General features: G+C 40.2%; 18 protein-coding genes and 1 pseudogene. 8 read left to right on the forward strand and 11 right to left on the reverse strand.

Annotated features, from left to right (window positions below; translation table 11 throughout):
* Positions 1-51 precede the first annotated feature (51 nt).
* Both V7K35_RS21440 and V7K35_RS21445 read left to right on the forward strand, forming a co-directional pair.
* Positions 52-351: a putative quinol monooxygenase gene (locus tag V7K35_RS21440; RefSeq protein WP_335081398.1), complete on the forward strand. Its 300-nt coding sequence runs from the start codon at positions 52-54 to the stop codon at positions 349-351.
* A gap of 154 nt (positions 352-505) precedes the next feature.
* Complete coding sequence (locus V7K35_RS21445; protein WP_335081400.1) at positions 506-1,285, forward strand: class II glutamine amidotransferase; 780 nt, start codon at positions 506-508, stop codon at positions 1,283-1,285.
* A gap of 240 nt (positions 1,286-1,525) precedes the next feature.
* On the opposite strand, the gene V7K35_RS21450 is transcribed toward V7K35_RS21445, so the two are convergent.
* On the reverse strand, positions 1,526-1,981 hold the full coding sequence (locus V7K35_RS21450; protein WP_335081402.1) for a hypothetical protein: 456 nt from the start codon (positions 1,979-1,981) through the stop codon (positions 1,526-1,528).
* A gap of 402 nt (positions 1,982-2,383) precedes the next feature.
* On the opposite strand from V7K35_RS21450, the gene V7K35_RS21455 reads away from it, so the two are divergent.
* The 4 genes from V7K35_RS21455 to V7K35_RS21470 all read left to right on the forward strand — a co-directional run bounded on the left by V7K35_RS21455 (position 2,384) and on the right by V7K35_RS21470 (position 5,769).
* Positions 2,384-3,529 carry a sulfate ABC transporter substrate-binding protein gene (locus V7K35_RS21455; protein ID WP_335081403.1) on the forward strand — a complete coding sequence of 382 codons (1,146 nt, stop codon included), beginning with the start codon at positions 2,384-2,386 and terminating at the stop codon, positions 3,527-3,529.
* Between the two features lie 93 nt (positions 3,530-3,622).
* Positions 3,623-4,483 carry a sulfate ABC transporter permease subunit CysT gene (gene cysT / locus V7K35_RS21460; RefSeq protein WP_335081405.1) on the forward strand — a complete coding sequence of 287 codons (861 nt, stop codon included), beginning with the start codon at positions 3,623-3,625 and terminating at the stop codon, positions 4,481-4,483.
* Complete coding sequence (gene cysW / locus V7K35_RS21465; protein WP_335081408.1) at positions 4,470-5,348, forward strand: sulfate ABC transporter permease subunit CysW; 879 nt, start codon at positions 4,470-4,472, stop codon at positions 5,346-5,348. Before cysT ends, cysW begins: the two co-directional genes overlap by 14 nt.
* A 154-nt stretch (positions 5,349-5,502) precedes the next feature.
* The gene (locus V7K35_RS21470; RefSeq protein WP_335081410.1) at positions 5,503-5,769 is read left to right on the forward strand and encodes an NIL domain-containing protein; all 267 of its coding nucleotides are present in this window, start codon (positions 5,503-5,505) and stop codon (positions 5,767-5,769) included.
* 453 nt (positions 5,770-6,222) lie between these two features.
* Here V7K35_RS21470 and V7K35_RS21475 read toward each other — a convergent pair.
* The 4 genes and pseudogenes from V7K35_RS21475 to V7K35_RS21490 all read right to left on the reverse strand — a co-directional run.
* A pseudogene (locus V7K35_RS21475) lies at positions 6,223-6,504 on the reverse strand (transposase); the annotation flags it as partial.
* Positions 6,505-7,605, reverse strand: coding sequence for a hypothetical protein (locus V7K35_RS21480; protein WP_335081412.1), 1,101 nt, complete (start codon positions 7,603-7,605; stop codon positions 6,505-6,507).
* A gap of 277 nt (positions 7,606-7,882) precedes the next feature.
* Complete coding sequence (locus tag V7K35_RS21485) at positions 7,883-8,170, reverse strand: tetratricopeptide repeat protein (protein WP_335081414.1); 288 nt, start codon at positions 8,168-8,170, stop codon at positions 7,883-7,885.
* Between the two features lie 142 nt (positions 8,171-8,312).
* Entirely contained in the window at positions 8,313-8,633 is a 321-nt protein-coding gene (locus tag V7K35_RS21490; RefSeq protein ID WP_335081415.1) for a hypothetical protein, read from the reverse strand.
* Positions 8,634-9,040: 407 nt separating this feature from the next.
* On the opposite strand from V7K35_RS21490, the gene V7K35_RS21495 reads away from it, so the two are divergent.
* The gene (locus V7K35_RS21495; RefSeq protein WP_335081417.1) at positions 9,041-9,511 is read left to right on the forward strand and encodes a TonB-dependent siderophore receptor; all 471 of its coding nucleotides are present in this window, start codon (positions 9,041-9,043) and stop codon (positions 9,509-9,511) included.
* Between the two features lie 132 nt (positions 9,512-9,643).
* Positions 9,644-11,749, forward strand: a complete 2,106-nt coding sequence (locus V7K35_RS21500) for an acylase (protein WP_335081419.1) — start codon at positions 9,644-9,646, stop codon at positions 11,747-11,749.
* 67 nt (positions 11,750-11,816) lie between these two features.
* On the opposite strand, the gene V7K35_RS21505 is transcribed toward V7K35_RS21500, so the two are convergent.
* The 6 genes from V7K35_RS21505 to V7K35_RS21530 form a co-directional block, all read right to left on the reverse strand.
* Positions 11,817-12,776 carry a GNAT family N-acetyltransferase gene (locus V7K35_RS21505; protein WP_335081421.1) on the reverse strand — a complete coding sequence of 320 codons (960 nt, stop codon included), beginning with the start codon at positions 12,774-12,776 and terminating at the stop codon, positions 11,817-11,819.
* Between the two features lie 19 nt (positions 12,777-12,795).
* Entirely contained in the window at positions 12,796-14,298 is a 1,503-nt protein-coding gene (locus V7K35_RS21510) for an aspartate aminotransferase family protein (protein ID WP_335081423.1), read from the reverse strand.
* A gap of 113 nt (positions 14,299-14,411) precedes the next feature.
* A complete protein-coding gene (locus V7K35_RS21515) occupies positions 14,412-15,176 on the reverse strand; it encodes a class I SAM-dependent DNA methyltransferase (protein WP_335081425.1) in 765 nt (254 codons plus the stop codon).
* Positions 15,177-15,206: 30 nt separating this feature from the next.
* Positions 15,207-16,121: a cupin-like domain-containing protein gene (locus V7K35_RS21520; RefSeq protein ID WP_335081427.1), complete on the reverse strand. Its 915-nt coding sequence runs from the start codon at positions 16,119-16,121 to the stop codon at positions 15,207-15,209.
* Between the two features lie 81 nt (positions 16,122-16,202).
* Entirely contained in the window at positions 16,203-17,075 is an 873-nt protein-coding gene (locus V7K35_RS21525) for a TauD/TfdA family dioxygenase (protein ID WP_335081429.1), read from the reverse strand.
* A gap of 106 nt (positions 17,076-17,181) precedes the next feature.
* Positions 17,182-22,494 carry a beta-ketoacyl synthase N-terminal-like domain-containing protein gene (locus V7K35_RS21530; protein ID WP_335081431.1) on the reverse strand — a complete coding sequence of 1,771 codons (5,313 nt, stop codon included), beginning with the start codon at positions 22,492-22,494 and terminating at the stop codon, positions 17,182-17,184.
* Positions 22,495-22,597: the final 103 nt, after the last annotated feature.

Here is a 22,597-nt window from a genome sequence, read left to right on the forward strand (position 1 = left end):
CGCCCCTCCATCCTCTCTACCCCATGAACAATAACAAATAAGAAATGACAAATGACTAACCAAACTATTTGCGTAATTGCCCATTTTATAGCTTTGCCTAACAAAGTAGAAGAACTAAAAGCTGTACTGTTGGAACTGATTGAGCCAACCCGTCAGGAAGCAGGTGCGATCAAGTATGAACTTTTGCAAAACCAGTCTGATCCAACAGACTTTACTTTTGTAGAGGAGTGGACTTCTGATCAAGCCCTGAATACTCATCTAGATTCACCCCACCTCAAAGCGGGAGTAGCCAAACTCGAAGGTTTAGTGACTGCTGCACCAGATGTCCGCCGATACCATCTTTTGGCATAGTCATTGCTAACTTGAAGCAGATTCTTTATTGTAGGGGAGCATTTAAAATATTTGATTAAATTTCAAGATTGAAGCGATCGCTCCAGAATCAATGCAGCATTCTGAAGTATCTTGATCCTGAGGCCTTAGTGAAAAATTGAGAGCTACAACATCCATGTGCCAATTGCTCGGAATGAACTGCAATGTTCCAACGGATATTTGCTTTTCTTTTGAAGGGTTTTCTACACGGGGAGGAAAAACGGATGATCATCGCGATGGTTGGGGCATTGCTTTCTTTGAAGGAAAGGGATGTCGGATGTTTTTAGATGCCCAACCTTCTGTTGTTTCTCCAGTAGCAGAGTTGGTGCGGAGTTATCCCATCCACTCAACCCATGTCATAGCCCATATCCGCAAAGCTACTCAGGGTGAAGTTGCCCTACACAACTGCCATCCTTTCCGCAGAGAATTGTGGGGTCAATATTGGGTGTTTGCCCACAACGGTAATTTGCCAGATTTTGATCCGGAAAATTTAGGCTTTTATCAAGCTGTAGGTAACACTGATAGTGAAAAAGCATTCTGTATGATGCTAGAAACATTGCGATCGCGCTTTCCTGAGGGTAAGCCTGACATCAAGGAACTGTACCCTGTACTGAAAGAAATTACAGATGTAATTGCAAAATTGGGTATATTTAATTATTTATTATCAGATGGAGAACACTTATTTGCTTATTGTTCAACCAAACTCAGTTACATTGTCCGCCAAGCGCCCTTTGCAGCTGCCCATTTAATTGACCAAGACATGACTGTAGATTTTCGGGAGGTGACTACTGAACGGGATCGCGTCGCTGTCATTGCTACCACACCCCTGACTGACAACGAAGTTTGGACAAAAATCCAACCGGGAGAATTACTAATTTTTCAGGACGGATTACCTCTGAAATATGCATTTAGTTAAGAATAAATAATTGCTCAATTTTTCCCATTTAGAAACTTTCTAGATGGGTTTTGTTTTTCATACTTTTCATATATTATTAGCATTTTAAGCGCAACTGTTTTTACTGATACAGGAAGAATTTGTTTTTGGGCGAATACAAGTTTTACCTACTTCGGCTAGAGAATTAGCTAACACTTCTTTATAAATGCAAAGTAAATTCTCTAGATGATCTCCGCTTAATTGGTTAAAGGGTACAGGAAATTATTCTACAGGTATGATACGTCTATTTTTTACATTCAAACCTAGAGCGCGACATCCAGTCTTAACACCTGCATGAAGATAGACTACCTGAAGTTCTCCACAACCCACATAGTGAGCAATACGCATTGTCACATCATAATTGGCTAATTCACCAAAGCCTTTAACTTCCTTTCTAACAGAGCGAACAAATTGATCAATAGTTTTAAAATTGTCAAAACCAGTAATACACTCAGCATCAAAATGTTCTAAGGCAATCTCAGCCGCTAAAGGTAAACACTTGGGAATACCATAACCAGCTTGATGGTTTTCAACTTCTCCGTTTTTGTTTCTACTAAGAAAAGCTTTTTCGACAGCATCTCTTAAATTTCCAGCTTCTTTATACCAAGAATATTCCTCCTCTGCACAGGGATAAACATTAGCCAAATAGTCGTTGTATATGTCGGTGTAGGATTTCATATCTAAAAACTTATCACTCAATATCTAGTGTAATATTGGAGACGATAGTCGTCAATTTTACTAAGGTTTCTCTAACTGCTCATTTTTAGCCAACCAAACACCTGAGCAACAGTTAACTCCAAGTCTATCCCCGATAACACTGCTAAACGCTAATCACCCTGCAAACGACCTACTGATAGCTTCGCCCAGGTTGGAAACTGGAGTATCCATCGACACGAGGGTTAAATAGTTGAAAGTAAAAGCATTGTAATTGCTCACAAAACTGGTAGAATCACCATATTCTTGATAAAGAATGTGAGGTTTTTTGGTGTTTGCAACTAGATAGATGGAATCATCCAGTATGATAAACACTATATAACTGTATTACCATCAATTATCCGTAGATATAGTGGAGGAAATAGAATGAGTTTGTGGCAACGCCCACTGAAAAGATTACAAGCGATTGCTGAACATAGAACCTATCGGTTCAGACTAAATTCGCTCAAAAGCTTTGTATCGCTCTTTTTAGTAGGTACTTTATTGAGTATGGCGCTTGCCGCCTGCTCTGGTGGAACTGGAAGTAATTCTTCCTCTGAAACCCCTACAGCTAGTCCTGTTGCTGCAAGCAAGGATAATATTGAACTAACCCTCGTTTCCTTTGCTGTCACCAAAGCAGCTCACGAAGCAATTATTCCTAAGTTTGTAGAACAGTGGAAGAAAGATCATAACCAAACTGTTACCTTCAAGCAAAGCTATGGCGGATCTGGTTCCCAAACTCGTGCTGTTATCGATGGTTTGGAAGCAGATGTTGTTCACTTGGCACTAGCTGGAGACACCACAAAGATTGAGAAGGCTGGATTGATTCAACCAGGATGGGAGAAGGAAGTTCCCAACAATGGTATTGTTTCCAAATCTGTTGCAGCAATAGTCACTCGTTCCGGCAATCCTAAAGGCATCAAGAACTGGCAAGATTTAGCCAAAGACGGTGTGAAATTGATTACTGCTAACCCCAAAACTTCTGGCGGTGCTAAGTGGAATTTCTTAGCACTATGGGATTCTGTAATTAAAACAGGTGGCGATGAGGCTAAAGCTACTGAATTTGTGACTAAAGTTTACAAAAATGTGCCAATCTTGCCTAAAGATGCGCGGGAAGCTACTGATACATTTGCCAAGCAAGGGCAGGGAGATGTCTTAATCAACTACGAAAACGAAGTTATTTTGGCACAGCAAAAGGGCGAGAAGGTTGATTATGTCGTTCCCGATGTGAATATATCCATTGACAATCCGATCGCTGTGGTAGATAAAAATGTCGATAAGCACGGAACCCGCGAAGTTGCTGAAGGTTTTGTGAAATACCTTTATAGCCCAGAAGCACAGCAAGAGTTTGTTAAATTGGGATTCCGTCCTGTGGATGAGACTTTAGCTCAAAACAAGGAAGTCACAGACAAATTTCCCAAGCTGAAAACTCTGGGTACAGTTGCAGATTTAGGCGGTTGGAGCGCGATTGACAAGAAGTTCTTCGCAGATGGGGGCGTGTTTGATAAGATTCAAGCCCAAACTAAACGGTAATTAGTCATTAGTCAATGGTCGGTGGTCAGTATAAAAAACAACTGACCACTGGCAAAAAACTTTTTTTGAAATTAAAATTTTGAATTTTTGACTATGACGACTGTATCTCCTTCTGTGGAAGTTGAACGCAAAACGCCATTCTGGAAGAGATTGGGGCAAGTTCCGTGGACTTGGCGAATCACTATAGGATACCTGACAGTGATGTTGTTTATCCCCATAGCTGCGATGTTCCTGAAAGCGAGTACGGAACCTCCAGCAAGATTTTGGGCGATCGCAACCAGTGAAATCGCATTAGCTACATATAATGTCACTTTTGTTACAGCAATATTTGCTGCCTTACTAAATGGCATTTTTGGAACTCTAATCGCTTGGGTTCTGGTTCGTTACGACTTTCCCTTCAAACGCTTGATTGATGCCACAGTGGATTTACCCTTTGCACTACCAACTGCGGTAGCAGGGCTAACTCTGGCAACAGTTTACAGCGATAATGGCTGGATAGGTTCGCTACTAGCACCACTGGGAATTAAGGTATCTTTCACCCGCACGGGAGTAGCGGTGGCAATGATATTTATCTCACTACCTTTTATCGTCAGAACTGTGCAACCTGTGCTTCAGGAAATGGAACATGAAATTGAAGAAGCCGCCTGGTGTCTGGGGGCTTCTCAATGGCAGACTTTCTGGAAAGTGATTTTGCCGCCTTTATTTCCGACGATTTTGACTGGTGTTGCCTTGGGTTTCTCCCGTGCAGTTGGGGAATATGGGTCAACTGTGATTATCTCTTCCAATACGCCATATCAAGATTTGATTGCACCTGTGCTAATTTTCCAACGGTTAGAGCAGTATGACTATTCTGGTGCAACAGTAATTGGCATAGTTTTACTATCAATTTCGTTGGTATTGCTATTGGCAATTAATTTTTTACAAGCATGGGCAAGGCGATATGACAGTAGATAAGCCAAGTTTTCACTCATCTTCTGCGTCTGATACAGAAATAGCCAAGCCTAAAGAGCAGAAAAGTTGGGTACCAATAGTTTTAATTGGTGTAGCGATCGCCTATTTAGCCTTAGTTCAATACATCCCTGCAATCAACGTTTTTATCCAAGCCTTTAGCAAAGGATTTGGGCCGTTTCTGTCCAACCTGACGCGACCAGCTTTTCTCCATGCAGCTTGGCTAACACTGTTGCTAGCTTTGATTTCTCTGCCTATAAATACAGTATTTGGGTTATGTGCAGCCTGGGCGATCGCTCGTCATAAATTTCCTGGACGCGCCGTAGTTTTAAGCATTATTGACCTGCCCTTTTCGATTTCGCCCGTAGTCGCAGGATTGATGATTGTGCTACTTTACGGACGCAATGGCTGGTTTGGCCCTTGGCTGCAAGCACATGATATCAAGATAATCTTTGCCTTTCCAGGTATGGTGCTGGCTACAGCCTTTGTGAGTATGCCCTTTGTGGCGCGGGAAGTAATTCCTGTTTTAGAGGAATTTGGTAAGGATCAAGAAGAAGCTGCGAGAACTCTAGGTGCGAAAGATTGGCAGATATTTTGGCGCATCACCTTACCTAGTATCCGTTGGGGCTTACTCTACGGGTTAATTTTGACCAATGCCAGAGCAATGGGTGAATTCGGGGCGGTTTCGGTGGTATCTGGCAACATTGCTGACCAAACCCAGAGTTTACCATTGTTTGTAGAAGATGCTTACAAACAGTACGAAACCGAAGCTGCTTTCTCTGCGGCTGTACTGTTAGCGTTGTTAGCAGTAGTAACCTTAGTACTAAAGGAGATTTTAGAACGGAAAACCCGCATTAAAGATGTTGAATAGAAAAATCAAGCGGTTAGAACAGTTATCCTTTAAATAGAATACAAGAAAATACAGGGGACATGGTACGATCTACCTAGAACCTCTCAGAAAATTACTATTAGGGTTAAAGGTAGTTCTGTATCAATCCGTTATCAGCGATTGAAATAATTCAGATATGGCTAGTGACAATACACTTACCAATAAACGGATTCGACTAAGAATTCCTAAAGATTATCACCAGGAACCTGTCATTTCTCGCCTGGTGTCTGACTATGGACTGACTGTGAATATCACGGCAGCGATTTTGGGAGCCAACGCTGTCGGTGATGGTTGGTTTGATCTTGAATTACAAGGAACAGATGCACAAATTCAGAGTGGGTTAACCTATCTCCACGACTTGAAGTTGCAAGTCTGGGATGACGCTCAAGCGAGTGATTGGTAAGGGTTATAGCAACACATAGTAGGAGCGTACAGCTAGCTGCACGTCCCTACTATGTGTTAACCTAAACCCTCTTGTTTTTTCTGGCTTTTCACAGTATTTGGAAACCTCTCTCTAAATGTCTCTCCTAAAAGAAGAGAGACTTTGAATTTTCCCCCTTCCCGCGTCGGGAAGGGGGTTAGGGGGTTAGGTTTTTCTTTAATAAGCAATAGAAATTAGTTTTTCAAAATCCTGGTAATCAAAATTTTGTTGTTTTTGGGAATATTTTCCACATAGATCATAATAAACTTTATTTTCTTGTATATTGAACAAATATCCTTCTATTTCAGATTGCTGTTGTTTAAGTTTAAAAACTACTTTATTAGTTGTATATTTAGCGTATTTTCTAATCAGATAAGCAAAACTATCAAAATTTCCATTTTGAGCTTTTTTAAAATATAGCAATAGCCAGATGAGTTAGGACGCCAAACGTAAGACAGATTCCATAGCCTCTCGAAGAGTGTCAAAATGCTGAATTTGTTTGCGGATTCGACTCTTGAGCCATGACCAACATTTCTCAATTCGGTTGAGGTCTAGGGAATAAGATGGCAAATACAAGACTTCACAGCCAGCCTCTCGAATCAACTGTTCAATACGTCCACCTTTATGAAAGGTGGCATTGTCCATTGTGACAACTTGCCCTGGTTTAAGTACAGGTACTAAGCAAGTTTCCAACCAGGTCTCAAACACATCTCGATTTTATTCATCAAAATAATCATCATCTAATCTACTAAAGTATTCATCATATCCTTCCTCAAGTTCAGGATAATACATGAATCTGTATAAAGGTTTAAGAAATTTATCGCTTAATAATTCAAAAATGTTTAATGTAGCATCTATGATTTCTACTGCTTCTTTTGCAGAAATTGGGATCACATCATATCTAGGGTTTATATGATCCTCCTTCTTTATACCTTCTTTAAACATTCTTTCTGCGTTGGGAAATTTATCTATTTCTAGCTTTATTTGTTCATGAACTGTAAAAATATTATTGAATTTGTCAAGTATATGAAATAGTTTATGTCCATACTTTTTCCTTAAGGTATCTATTAGTTCTGTTTGTGATTCTATTTGTTCAGGAAATATATAAATATTTTGGTCTAATTGTTTTAACAATGGTTCTGCAATTATGCAAGCTTTGAAGAGTTTTTCAATTGCTTGTGAAGCTGGAAAAATTACAAATTGATAATCTCTGGTATTTTTTAAAGTAACAATAGCAAGATGTAAGTCTTCAAGTGCAAAACGAATAAAATCTATTGTTTCATTAGGTAAATCGAAAAGATTATCAATAATCTTTCTTAGTTTTTCTGGATTTCTGGGGTCGCAATACCTAACAACATCTTCTAAATTATTGATGGTATATAATTTATTTTTGCCTTGCTCATATAAATTTTTTAAATGCTCAATGTCCTCTTCTGTTAAATTTTGCTTGACTATTTTTGGGAAATTTGTGAATTCAATAGCATTAGAATTGTTGTCAACTTTCTCGGGGTGTGCAAAGTACCAAATTTCACCTTGGAAAAAAAATGGAGTCTCTTTAATATTTAAAGAAAGATGATATATCTTATCGCCATAATTTTCTTTATACCAATTATCAACTTCAAAAAGATAATTTAGTAAGCGGTCAGGAGAGACTCTACCTAATAAAGCATCTACATCTGGATAATCATCTTCATTTGAATTTATATCTGGAAATAATTCATTTCTTACTATATCAAGTCTGTCAGCGATAGAGATATTTTCACTTGTTAATCTACAATCTATTTTAGCTATTTGAACATTTATTTCATCTTTATTCATTGTTAATTCATCCTCAGATATTACGTAAAACAAGTTTTATTTAGACAATTATAAGCTATCCATCTACTTATAATATAAATGAGAAAAAAATCTAAAACTTGTCAAGCAAGTTTTTATCTTTTTAGTGGATAGGAATTTTTTATTATCATTAATTATTATATTATCTCAAAGATGCTTTCTAGAAATTTGATGTTATACCTCGTCCATCTTGAAAACTTGAATTTCCGATATAGGAACTATAGGTTTCAGCTTAGACGCAGTATACTAAAGAGGCTTTCTATAATCTGTTTAACAGATTTATGACAGATTCATAGGTTGCAATATTACCTTGAGTCATAAATAATCTTGCAGCTTGTTGCAAATTTTTTATTGCTTTTTGTTTCTCATGAATTTGATAATAAAGAACACCAAGATTGTAGTAAGCTTGAGCTAAATCAGGATTAAGTTGGATAGCCTTGTTGTAATCAGCCAGTGCTAATTCCCATTCTTTCTGCTCATAGTAAATAAGACCGCGATTGTAGTAAACTTTGGCTTCCTCTTCTCGCGGTTGTTGTAGATTATTCATGATTGGTTAATGATTAGTTTCATATATGCCGGATTAACCATAGCATAGCTTGTTCACAAGTTTAAACAATATCCTATCTCCTTAACAGGAGTAAGGGCGACGAATTAAGGTTAATAAATCCTATGTCTACAGTCGCCCTACATCAAAAATATCGACCCCAGACAATAGCCGAATTAGTTGGACAGCCAATAGTGTTGGAAACCTTGAAGTCGCTTATTAAGTTAAAAAGATGGCAGATAGCTGTAGTTTTTCCTTGACCAATAGTACCTATAAAAACAATTTTATATTTATCTATACTAAGAAGTTTCTTGATTTCTTCTAATCTTTCTAGCTTTGAATTCAGGTTATTGATGCAAATATACTTAGGTATATTATTCTCTGAAGCACCTGATAGTTTGCTGATTTCATGTCTTAATTTTTGCTTCAATGATGTAATTTCTTCTTGTGGCTGTGTCGTCAACATACTGTTTTCTCTGTTTTGATGCTACTTACTTGATACTTGCAGTATGCCCACTATGAAATAAAATCTAACAAAATCCTTGCAACACCACCTAACCTGACTTCGGGAACTCTTTAATCACTTGGTAATGAGTAAGGCGATATCTACGACAAAATCAAAAACTTATTATCTGTCAACATTCCTTGTAAATAAATTTTGATAACTATTTGCAATTGCTTAGTCATATCCTGTAATCTGGATTCTCAAGTAGCTGATTACATATCTCAGTAGCTAGCAGCTATTTGCTGATTTATTGAGAGTTAATGGCAGCCGGGGAGTAAGTGTAGGGGTGGCAAATGGTGTTCAGGCAAATATTGAAAGTTCTGCTGGTTACAAGCTCTATTTTGTTCTGCGTTCCAATAAGTGCAAGAGTGAGAATTAGGGGATTTACGCAAGAAATAACTTTTCGAGATGGAATTCGTGACAACTTTCCATCCACAGATTTTGCAAATGTGGAACGGGTTGAGGTACTTAAGGGTTCAGCATCTGTGCTTTTTGGAGAAACTGAACCAGGTGGGATTGTCAATATTGTGACGAAGCAACCTCTAAGTGACCCCTACTACAATGTCGATCTCAGTGCTGGAAATTATGCTTTCTATCGTTCAGCTTTGGATTTATCAGATCCTCTAAATGTATACAAAACTCTGCTCTATCGCCTCAATATTGCATACGAGAATACTGGTAGTTTCAGAGATTTTATTAATTCCCAGAAGATATTTATTGCACCAGTCATCGCTTGGAAGCTTAGTGAAAATACGGATTTAAAGTTATTTTTTGAATATAATGACAGAGATTATAAACATTATTCTCGATATATTTTCTCAACAAAGTGGTATTGTTAGATCAACTTAAATCTGCTTTGTCAAAATCACTTGCGTGCTAAGAGGGGACTGGGGATCGGGGGACAAGGAGAATAACCAATGCCCAATAGGAGTTTTAGTCACCAGGCCTTACATCTGTACATGGTGGTGTTCATGAGGATTGATAGTTTACTTAGGGTTTACAAAAGAAAATCGATACGCATTTTACCCTTAATACTCAGTTTAATACTGGTTTTGTTTATCGGAAGCCGCACTATAGCTGTACCAACGAAATCCACAGAGATATTATGGGATACCTATGGTGTGCCGCACATCTACGGAAAAGATGACCAAAGTGCATTTTATGCTTTTGGTTGGGCACAAATGCAAAGTCATGGAGATTTGCTTTTGCATCTCTATGGTCAAGCACGGGGACGCGCAGCCGAATATTGGGGAGATAAATACCTAGATTCAGATCGTTGGGTACAGACTGCGGGAGTCCCAGAACGCGCCCGTTCTTGGTACAAGGCACAGAGTCCAACTTTTCGTAGTTATCTTGATGCTTTTGCAACTGGGATTAATGCTTACGCAAAACAAAATCCTGACTTGATTGATGATCAAGTTGAGGTGGTGCTACCAGTCAAGGCAGAAGATGTCATGGCTCACTTACATCGGGTACTAAATTTCACCTTTGTGGTCAATCCAGAGGAAGTATTAGACCTGAGCAAAGAAAAGTTGCAAGCAGGATCTAATGGTTGGGCGATCGCACCAACTCATTCTGCCAATGGGAACGCCATGTTGCTAGCCAACCCACATCTACCTTGGTCAGATTTATTTTTGTGGTATGAAGCTCAAATTACCGCACCAGGAATTGATGCTTATGGAGCAACACTTGTTGGTATTCCCGTATTAGCGATCGCATTTAACAACAACTTAGGTTGGACTCACACCGTTGACACCTATGATGGTTGGGATCTTTATGAACTCACACTCGCAGGTAATGGGTACCGCTTTGATGACAAAGTTCGTAACTTCCAGAACAAAACTGTTTCCTTAAAGGTGAAGCAGAAAGATGGCTCCTTGCAAGAGCAACCATTAGTAGTGAAAAGTTCTGTCCACGGGCCTATAGTAGCCGAGAAAAATGGTAAAACTCTGGCGCTGAGAGTTGCAGGTCTTGACCGACCAGGTGTACTCCAGCAGTGGTGGGATATGGCACGAGCAAAAAACCTTGCCCAGTTTGAAAAGACACTCCAGCGCTTGCAATTGCCAATGTTTACGGTGATGTATGCAGATAGAGAAGGGCATATTATGCACCTATTCAATGGTCAAGTTCCAGTGCGCTCTAGGGGTGATTTTAAATATTGGCAAGGCATAATCCCAGGGAATACATCTAAAACCTTGTGGACAAAAATTCATCCTTACCAAGATTTACCGCGCATAGTTGACCCGAAGAGTGGCTGGTTGCAAAATACAAATGACCCACCTTGGACAACTACATTTCCAGCCGCCATTAAAGCAGATAATTACCCGCCTTACATGGCACCTCATTTCATGGATTTCCGGTCACAACGTTCTGTAAGGATGTTGGCTGAAGATAAAAAAATCTCTTTCGATAAAATGGTTGCAGACAAGTACTCTACCCGTATGGAACTGGCTGATCGGATTTTGGATGATTTAATTCCGGCTACACGCAAGTACGGTGAGGACTTAGGGCAGCAAGCAGCTAATGTCTTAGAAACCTGGGATCGGCAAGCCAATGCAGATAGTCGCGGGGCCGTATTATTTGCCTTTTGGGTAAAACAGATGGACTTAGATAAGATGTTTAGTAAACCCTGGAATGAAAATTCTCCACGCACCACACCCGATGGTTTAGCTAATCCTGAAAGTGCAGTTGCAACTCTGCAAGCAGTAGCAGCACAGATAGAAAAGACTTATGGGGCGATTGATGTACCCTGGGGCGAGGTTTTTCGGCTACAGTTGGGTGATGTGGATTTGCCTGGTAATGGTGCGGATGGTGATCTGGGAATTTTTCGTGTACTCCATTTTGCGCCTGCCGAAAAGGATCAGTTCAAAGCCGTTGCAGGTGATTCCTATGTTGCTGCGATTGAATTTTCTAACCCAGTAAAGGCAATGGCAATAACTAGCTACGGCAATTCAACTCAAGCTGGATCACCCCACATTAGCGACCAGTTACAGATGTTCGCCAATAAAAAGTTGCGTCAGGTGTGGCGCGATCGCTCTGATATTCTTGCTCATCTAGAAGAACGTAAAGTATTCTGAATCAGTAAGCGTGAGTACGTCACTTGAGGGAATCGACAAGAAAGCTATCGAACAATTAAGGTGCTGATTAAACATCCTTAATGTAGGAAATCCAAGTGTAGAGCTTATGGAAGCCAACGGATTCGTAAAGCTGTAAAGCACCATTCGGGTTATTAAAATCGACTGACAGCTTTGCTATATCTATACCAGCAGCTTGCAACTGACGCATTCCGAAAAGCAACATTGCACGTCCCAGCCCGATCCGGCGAAAACCACGTCTTGTACCGAGTTCATCAATCCAGCCTTCGTTGTGTCCGTTGCGAGTATTACTCTCTAGATTAATTATGCACTTGCAACAGGCTGCAAAAGTGCCATCAGGTGCGATCGCCACCAGATCCAAATCGGGTCTGTATGTGGGGTGACTCCGTAGGTATTTGTAATGTTCGACGGTTAATTTATGGTGATTCCAAGTGTCGATAAATGACTGGTTATGCATCTCTACCCATGCTTCGGCATCTTGTTGATCCCTAACTTGGCGGAGGGTAAAATTTGCTGGTAAGTGTGGTTCTGGGATGGGTTCTTTAAGCGATCGCCTCATTGTCAGCAAGTAACGCTCAGACTTGAAACCACTACTTTCGAGTAGAGCAATAAAACCTGCTTTGTCATCACGAGCCGCAGTACTCAATTTAACACCCACACCCAGATCCTGTTGAACCTGGCGCATCCGCTCTTCACCCCAAGCGATAATCTGCCTTTCCAGGTTGCCACTACGGGCGCTAGGGTGGACGCGGCACGAGAGAAAGCCATTGACAATCTCATCTGATGTGGAAATTTCCAAATGACCAATGCCAATTAGCTTCCCCTCGGGGTCTTCCCACAGACGGACATCACGCCCTTTGTCCAGAGATGGGTCATCAGATGCCTGCCGCAGTTCGCAGACGGATGCCTCTTGGTTCAGTTTATCAACTGCTTCACAAGCCTTTAGTAGGTCAGAAATCGACTGTAAATCAGTTTCGCCCTCATAAGAGCGGACTATTAGACTAATCATCAATTCCTCCGAACAGCTTTTATGTTTTAGCCAATTTGTCAGAGATACTAGGCAAAAAACCTCCGTCTCGCAGTTCCCTTACACTATCCTTAATAGCCTGAATAATGAAATCAAGGTCTTCATCTGTATGGGCTGTGGATAGTGCATGTAATGATGAGCGCAGGTAAACTCCTTTATCGAGAAGGTGATGGTATAGTAACAGACTTATGAGCTGCATCTTCTCTAAAGCATCCGAACTAACCGATGAGGCTGAATTTCCAAAACGAACAGAGTTAAATATTGAACCAAAATTCGCAAGTCTGATAGGTACTTCATCAGCTTCAAAGTAAGTATTCAGCGTTTTAACGAACTGCGATGTGCGTTGATTCAACTGTTCCTGAAGGTCAGGTCCTTCACTCTTAAGACGCTTCAGTACTGCTCGTGCAGCAGCCATAGCTAGCGGATGCTTACAGAAGGTACCAGAAAAAAATGTCGTTTCTGCCTCTGGCTGAGGATAAGATAGATCCCCATAGTTCCACATACCACCGTCGATTTTATCCATGTAGGTAGCTTTACCAGCAATAATACCAATTGGCATACCGCCCCCGATAATTTTTCCATAGGTAGCTATATCGGCTTCAACACCAAACCAAGCCTGTGCGCCACCTAAATGAACCCGGAAGCCAGTAATTATTTCATCAAATATTAAAACTATCCCTGATTCTCTTGTCAATTGCCTCAGTTCCTGGAGAAACTCTTGAGGTTGTAAGTCTGGTCGGCTACTCTGTACTGGTTCAACGATTACAGCTGCTAATTCCTGCTCATGCGCTTTGATGATTTCAAGCGACTGAGGATTCACATAGTCCAGAACTAAAACATCAAGAGCAACATTTGGCGGGACTCCTGGATAACCTGGTACTGAACGTAAGCCGTCTGCTTTCTCTGCTTTAACTAAAGTGCTATCAGAATGCCCATGATAAGAGTCTGAAAACCGAACAATTTTATAGCGACCTGTTGCTGCTCGTGCCAAGCGTATTGCTGTCATTACAGCTTCTGTGCCTGTATTACTAAAGGTGACTCGCTCCATCCCCGTTAGTTCACTGACTAACTCAGCAACCTCACCAGCAAGATCTGATTGTGGTCCAAAATGTATGCCTTGTTCAAGTCGCTGTTCCAGAGCTTCCTTAATAAAGGGGGGGTTGTGACCAAAGAGATTCACCCCAAACCCCATTACTATGTCTATGTATTCATTGCCATCGATATCCCAAACTCTAGAACCCAAAGCGTGCTTACCAATAACGGGATAAACCATCTCTTTTATCAGAGGGTAAAATCCTTCTAAACCTCTTGGATCAGCCAAAACCGGACGATAGGCTTGCATCAGTTGTTTTGATGTTTTTGTGCGTTCGGTGTAGCGTGCAATTAAAGTTTCTAAATGTTTTTCTTGACGGTAATTCAGACCTTCTATTGATATCTTGTTGGAAGATAGTATCGAATCAATCTGCGGTTTATTGTCTTGTAATTCAGATTTTATTTTTTTCATTCTTCTATTTATTAACCTGCATGGAAAAAATAAATATTTCCAAAGTCAAGCATCTAACTCTGTCAAAACAGACAGTAATTATTCATGAACTTAGCCAATTTTATGCTGAATATTTAACTTGGCTTTCGACAAACAAAGCAGACCATATCAGCCTCTGCAATTAATTCTAAATCAACTTTTATGTCATAGATAATAACTTCTGTAAAGCCGATATTTTCTAGAGATGACTGAACTTCATCCTTTGAATAACTCATCAGTGAAAAAGTAGTGTCTAAGCGTTTCCAGCAATCTACGTCTCTTAATTGAAATGTCGTTACAAAAACTCGACATTCTTTGCTTTCTGGATGATAAATGTTTTTCATAGCCCAAGCATAGTCATCCTTAACATCGCCTAATACACGATTGTTTAAAGTGGAACTATATGCATCTTCTAGACGTAAGTCAAATACAAATATACCGTTGCTATCAAGTGCATTGTACACATTCTGGAAAGTAGCTATTAATTCTGACAAACTCAGAATGTGATTGAAACCCAAACCCATTGAAGAAACTGCATGGAAAGTAGGCGGCAATTCAAAGAAGCGCACATCGCTAAGAATCAATTTACAATTAGGTACATTCTTATGAGCATATTCCAACATTCTCTGAGAGCGATCAATTCCAGTCACCTGATAACCTTTATTTAGCAGCCATTGTGACACTTCCCCTGTACCACAACAGAGGTCAAGGATATTCGCTTTTTCAGGAATGTATGGTAATAATAATTTTTCCAAGGTTGGCAAGGCTATTTGATTGTAACTTGGACCCAAAGTCTCGTTATATATTCGGGCAAATGGTTCATCGAATTTGTTATAGCTAGTTGCTGAAGACGAAGACATAAAAGATTTCTCCTTGCTTTACGTTTAGTGTTAGACCAAACCAACAGCCAATAAAGCTTTACCTAGAAACGGAAATTTCACAATTAGCGGAAAAAGATGACCTTTTATTGGATTCCGCTTTAAAAAACCTTGACGAACTAATTCATAACTCCATTCATTCATCGTGTTGATAGCCAAGCCGATTGTGTTTTCGAGGTTTTTTAGATGATGCCACCAATCCGGCGGTATGTAGAGCATTTCTCCCTTATTTAGTATGCATTCCACTGGTTTGGCGTTGGCGTAGAGTGGAAACTTTTGTAAGTCTGGGTTAAAGCAGTCAACTTGACCTTCGTACAAATATTTTTGTTTGTCTGGTGACAACAATACAACTTGTTTCTGCCCAGAAATCACTGCAACCCATGCATTATCATGACGGTGATCGCAATGAAGACCTACCGATGTATTTTTCTGACCTATCTGGATATCATAGGTATCGTTGATATATTTTTTAAAGATGTCTAATGGTATTTTCCTATACCAATCGTTGAAATATATTGGATCTTTGCAATCTTCCCAAAGTTCGGGATGATCGCCAACATGGAATTCCGATAAGTAGAGCAATTTGTCACAAGTACCACTATTTATAACATCTATATAATCAGCAATATTCATTGAAATGTAAGTTCGACCCCACATCTTAGTTTCAGTCTTATAATCTAATACAAAAGCCTCGAATGAGCCGTACTCTAACTTGAAGAAATCCATATTCCACTTCGTTAAGGCTTTCCAGTTTTTCATCGCATCAGTTATGATTACAGGCTTTCCAACAGATGCGTACTCTTGAACAAACTCTTCATAGGAGAGGTTACTACGACGTTCAACAGAATCAACTGGCGTCCATATTAACTTACATTTGTTATTGTACCTCTGAGATTTGGAATAGCTAGTTGTTGAAGACGAGGACATAAAAGATTTCTCCTTGCTTAATAATTAATGAAAAATGACAGTCTATCACGTGAATATGCAAGTTAAATGTGAAACAGCTTATCATAACTTAAGGTTACTTAGAGTAGTAAAAACTTGCCGTCGCTTATCGTTAAATGCTCCACGACCGTGTAGAAATCTGGAATTATCCATCATCACCAAATCACCTGCTTCCCACGGGATCTTTTCCGTTAACTTGTCGAATATTGTCTCTATTTCTTTAGCGACTTCATCAGAAGCTCTTGAACCGTCCTCAAAAATTGCTTCTTCTGTCTTTTTTTGATATACCCAAAAGTGATTAGCAAATGCATTTTGATGATTATATTTGTTTTTTACCAGAGATGAGCAAGTATATTCTACAGAAACAGTTTTATCATCGTCAAACTGATAACTTACACCATCAAGACTGTCCAATATTCGCTTGATCTCATCTATACTATTAGCATTTGAACCTATAAATACCTTCAATCTATCAAGCGGAACATTATTATAAGAAAACTTTAGTTTCTTGGAAAGAAATAACTGTTTTGACTCTTGACTTAGTTCCTCCCACACTCGAACACCATCCCAGAATAAAGTTTCGCCTTCTTTTTCTGCTGGTACAGTACAGCAAAACCAAATAACATCCGGTCGAAAGGGAAAACAAGAATTTTCACTATGAGGAATAAGACTATCTATCCCGCCATCTACAAAATTAACAAACTTGTCAGAATCAATGCTGACTTTTGTAAAGTCTATGATGTGTCTGCCACTAAATTTTTGGGAAAAATCTTTCATCTGCTTAGGAGTTACCCCAAAACCTCGAAATAGAATAACTCCAGATGACTTGAATATCTCCATAGTCTCTGCTACGGAGAGGTTAAGAATATTTTGGTTATGACTACTATATAGGATCTTTCCTGTGCTAGTGCCTAGTGGCTCGATTTTATTGCTCATATAATTCATCTCTCTGATTTTTTAGGGATTTTATATTTATTTGGCTAAAAAAATATCACTTTCCGACTAAACGTAAAAAGCATTTATTTAAGCTAGAAATATTTGTCTAATGAACATCTTTTAACTTATTTATTAGCACCTTATTCTGTTCATTTTGGTGCTGATTTAAAAACAAATTTAAATGTTTTACTAAAACTTGAATATGAGGCTTTGTGATAATTGTGTAATGATTGCTAGGGATCGTAACTATCTCTATTGGTTCACCTGAAAGTTCATTCCAACTTAAAGTAGGATTATGCAAATCATTAGATACTTCATCGCTAGCATGAAAGTATATAATTCGGTTTGGATAAACTTGTGGTATATAACTCTGTAGAGCTAGTACGTTACTCTTAAAAACCTTCAGAAGATAACGAAGCTGTTCTAGTTCAAAATCCAAAGGCACGAGGTTAACTATCCTTGCTTGCTTTAAAAAATAGCTTAATTGCTCATCCAAAGTCAGTCCTTGAAGTTGCTCAACCGAACCCGATAAATTTTTCCCAGCAGACTGTGCCATATCTATGGCAAAATCGACTAATATTTTGACATCGTTGTAGTGATCAATTTCTGCAATTTGCTCTCTGTTAACTGGTGCTGGGCTGTCTAGCATGGCAAGCATGGCAACTCGATCGCCATTTCTTATTAACTGAGTTGCCATTTCAAAAGCGACAATACCGCCCATAGACCAACCTCCCAGAAAATATGGGCCATTCGGCTGAATCTCGCGTAGTGCTTCAATATACTTAGCTGCCATATCTTCTATTCGGGTATAGGGCTGCGATTCCCCATTCAAACCTAGTGCTTGCAGCCCGTAGAATGGTTGATCTGAACCCAAATGAAGTGACAATTCGTAGTAGCAGAGAATATTCCCACCTACTGGATGCACAAAAAACAGAGGTGGCTTGGAACCCTGAGGTTGAATTGCGACTAAGGGGGACGAGGTTTGATAATTAGCCTGCTCGTGCAAAATATTTGCTAACTGTTTGATAGTTGGACTCTGGAAAATAGCAGATAATTGAATATTTTTACCAAACTGTTTATTAATTTTTGCTATTAAGTGTACAGCTAAAAGCGAGTGTCCCCCAAGCTCAAAAAAGTCATCGTTTATGCCTAAGCTCTCAATACAAAGAATTTCTTGCCAGATATGAGCAAGGGTTTGTTCAATATGAGTGCGAGGAGCTACATAATCATTTCCTAGATTGGGGCGGGAATGGAGCATTCTGGCAAGACTTGTTGAAGCTAATTTCTCTTTTATGTCTCCAGCAAAAGAGGTCTGCTCAACATCGCCTAAAGATTCTAGCTTTAGCCATTGGTCAAACCTAGCTTGTAAATCTCCTGTTGAGACAACAACTTGAGTTATCTTCTCACTTCTTAAAATACGTTGAAAAGCTTTTATACCTTCTTCTGGTGTGAGAAATAATTCAGATAATGTTGTTTTACTAGCTGTGTTTTTTTCTTCTCCAAGTTGCCAGCGATCGCAATTAACACTAATCCAGGGAACGGGATTTGTTTGATTTTGTTTGTGAGCAAAAATATCCATAAAAATGTTCGCGGCTGAATAAGCGACGGATCTTAACCCTCCCAAAATGGATGATAAAGAAGATATCAATAGATAAAAATCAAGCTCTCTCCCTTGCAAGACTTTTTCTAGTACGAATAGTCCATCAGCTTTTGATTGAAAGTGACACTGACAATCCGTTTGAGAAATTTCTTGAACAGATTTTAGTGAGTTGTCGCACACAATCTCTGCTACGTAAATAACACCATGTATGTCGCCAAAATGCTCCGTAACAAAGGCGATCGCTCTTTCCATCTGTTCAAAGTTGGTTACATCTGCACTCAAAACTAAAACCTCGGCTCCTAACTCCTCTAACGCCTGCAATTTCCTGATTTCGCAGCTCACCTCATCCTGATGATCGTGAGTTTCCAGCCACCCGAACCACTCAGCTTTTTGGGGAAGATTCTTCTGTCCAATTAAGACGAGTTTTGCTTGTACTGTCTGAGCTATATACTTCGCCAGTATCAATCCAATATTTCCCACACCCTCAGTAATTAAGTAGACTCCGTGGTTGCGTAATCTTGATGTTTTTCCCTTAGCTTCTGACAATCGTACTGGCTCAAAAGTTTGCACCCAACGGTTCAGACCACGGTAGGCTATAACCAACTCCGAGGATTTAGTTTGTAGCTCATCCAGCAAATAATCTACAAGTTTCTCCTCTTGCCAACTTCCTGGCTTTGGAAGAACAACATCAATGCTACGACAGATGATGTTTGAGTATTCTTGAGGAATGACTTTAACTGGCCCAAGTACAGTCGCTTTCTCTGGGCACAACATTTCTTCTGCTGTGACTGATTGTATGTTGTTGGAGACAACTGTAATTTGATTATCAGTCCAATTCTGTTTTCCAAGTGCCTGGGTGAGAAACAACAGGCTGTAGAATCCCAAATATTGAGCGCTGTCAAACCGCTCAAGTTCTGATTTTGCGCGGTCGTCTGGTGTGACACTCCATAAATGAATAATTGTCTTAGGGATCTTGTTTTGTGTTAGAAGTTCATTGAGCAAGGCATCGTAATCATTACTTTGTCGAGGATTGAGGGTATATAGGCGATCGCTTAGTTTGGAGAATTCTGACCCGATTTTGATGGCGATCGCATCTTGTCCCTGCTGTTCGAGTTGTTTTATCATTTGAGAACCCAAGCCGCACTCATCGATAAATACAAGCGTGCAGAACTTTTGCTCTGCCAAGTCTTTTTTACCAAGTAGCCCTGGAGGTGCAGATTGCTTCCAAAAAGGTAGATAGAACCAGTCCGCGATATCGGGCTTTTTACTCAATGACACTTGCGCGCGGATATCTCGTGGTTGTGGCGAAATCCAGTAACGCTGACGCTCAAATGGATATGTTGGTAGGGGGATGCGATAACGCTGTTCATTCGCATAAAAGCCAGACCAGTCTACTTGAACTCCGAAAAGCCAGAGGCGACCCAAAGTATTGAGTAAAAATGCTACATCTGACTGTTGCTCCTGGGGATGGCGGATTGAAATCAGCACCACAGGTTCCAAATTATCATGCTGTTTGACAAAAGTACTCAATGTCTCTCCTGGCCCAACCTCTAGCAAGATTCGCTCTGGTTGTTTAAGTAATTCAGTGATTCCTTCGCTAAAGCGCACAGTCTGCCGTAGATGGCTTGCCCAATGGTGAGGGTCTGTTGCTTCTGCTGTAGTAATCCAAGTCCCACTTACGTTAGAGATAAATGGAATTTGGGGGGGATTTCGCTTGACTTTTTGTAATAACTCGGTAAAAGGCTCGATGATGGCATCCATCATCTGAGAATGAAAGGCATGAGATGTATGCAGGTTTCGACAGCTGACATCTTTCTCCAGTAATTGCTGCATCAGTTGTCCTCTAGCAGCTACTAGCGCCAAAGCATCCTTGAGGGAGAAAACCCCGGAAAGAGTTGCTGCCACATATTCCCCAATGCTGTTACCAATCATCGCTTCTGGTAGCACACCCGAAGCTATCCATAATTTGGATAAGGCGTACTCAATGACAAATAGCGCACTTTCGGTAATAGAAGTTTGTTTTAATTGCTTTGTAGCTGTTTCAATTTGTGCTTCGCTGGGATAGAGAATATCTCGTAAATCTAGCCCCAAGTGAGGTTTTAGAATCAGGCAGCAGCGATCGACTTCCTCAGTAAATTGGGGTTCGCTGTGGTATAACTCCCGCCCCATATTCACATACTGCGCTCCCTGTCCAGGAAACATAAATACAGTAGGTCGATTACAGGGTTGTTGGTAGTAGGTGAAAACTCGTTGAGTTTCCAAAGTATGCAGTGCCTCAACTGCATCATCAATATCATCACACACCAGTATCCGGCGATGGTTGAAAGTTTGACGACCAACTTGGAGAGTGTAAGCCACATCAGCCAGATTCAAATCGGGATGCTGTTTAAGATGATTTGTTAGATTTATTGTGGCGGTTTCTAAAGCAGAACTGGTTTTTGCAGACAGTATTAACAACTTATGGGTTCGCCCAGCGTTAGATGCTTCGATATCAGGGGCTTCTTCAACAATCACATGAGCGTTAGTTCCACCAAAGCCAAGAGAAGTAATTCCAGCCCGACGAGGAATTATGCCCGATTTCCATTCCGCCAGTGTGGTATTAACATAAAAGGGACTATTAGCAAAGTCGATCTGGGGATTGGGCTGCTCACAATGTAAGCTAGGTGGTATTTGTTTGTGTTTGAGAGCCAGAATCGTCTTAATTAAGCCTATGATCCCGGCAGCCGCATCCAGATGCCCAACATTGGTTTTCACTGAACCGATCGCACAGAAACCACGCTTGAGTGTACTGGTACGAAAAGCTTTTGTCAAAGCTTTAATTTCTATAGGATCGCCTAGTGGTGTTCCTGTCCCGTGAGCCTCTACGTAAGTGATAGTATCAGCTTCTACCCCAGCAGCAGCGATCGCTTCTGCAATCACCTCTGTTTGACCTTCTACACTCGGAGCCGTGAATCCAGCTTTCAAAGAACCATCATTATTGACAGCAGAGCCTTTAATTATTGCATGAATGCGATCGCCATCAGCAAGAGCATCTTTTAACCTCTTGAGAACCACAATTCCTACACCACTACCGAAAATAGTTCCCTTTGCCTTAGCATCAAAGGCGCGGCAGTGTCCGTCAGGAGACAAAACCCCATTTTCTTGATAGAAATAGCCACTTTTTGGTTGCATATCCAATATCGAAATCCCACCCGCCAAGGCCATATCACATTCGTAATTGAGCAAGCTTTGGCAGGCAACGTGGACGGCAACTAAAGAAGTGGAACAGGAAGTTTGAATTGCATAACTTGGCCCAGTTAGATTTAATTTGAAAGAGACGCGCATGGAAAGATAATCGGGATGATTTCCCAGACTAATTTCCACATCGCTCGCTAATTCTCTAATATTGGGGTTTGAATAAAGATTGAACAAATAATTACTTATAGTTGAACCAGCGTAAACCCCTATTGAACCAGAGTATCTTTGAGGGTCATAGCCAGCATTTTCAAGCGCACCATACGCACACTCCAAAAAAATGCGGTGTTGGGGGTCTATAATTTCAGCGTCTCTAGGGTTATAGCCGAAGAATGACGCATCAAACAAATCTATATCTTCTAGTGGAACTGCTGCTTTTACATAGTTAGGGTCACTGAGGGTTGCAGAGTCTATACCCGCGGACTCTAATTCTTGAGCAGAAAAAAATGAAGTTGATTCTACTCCGTCTCGTAGATTCTGCCAAAACTGTTCAATATTCTGTGCTTTAGGAAACCGCCCAGATAGACCGATAACAGCTACATCTGCCTCATCTACGTCATTAAGTTTTTCTAATTTGTTCATCATAATTTATATTTTTGTTAATTAATAATTAGTTGTAGCTATGTATAGCAATCGTTGCAGGAGTTGTGAAAAATAGTTTTTTAATCTAACTACAGAGACGCAGAGA

Source organism: Nostoc sp., from assembly GCF_036917275.1.
Taxonomy (GTDB): Bacteria; Cyanobacteriota; Cyanobacteriia; order Cyanobacteriales; family Nostocaceae; genus Nostoc.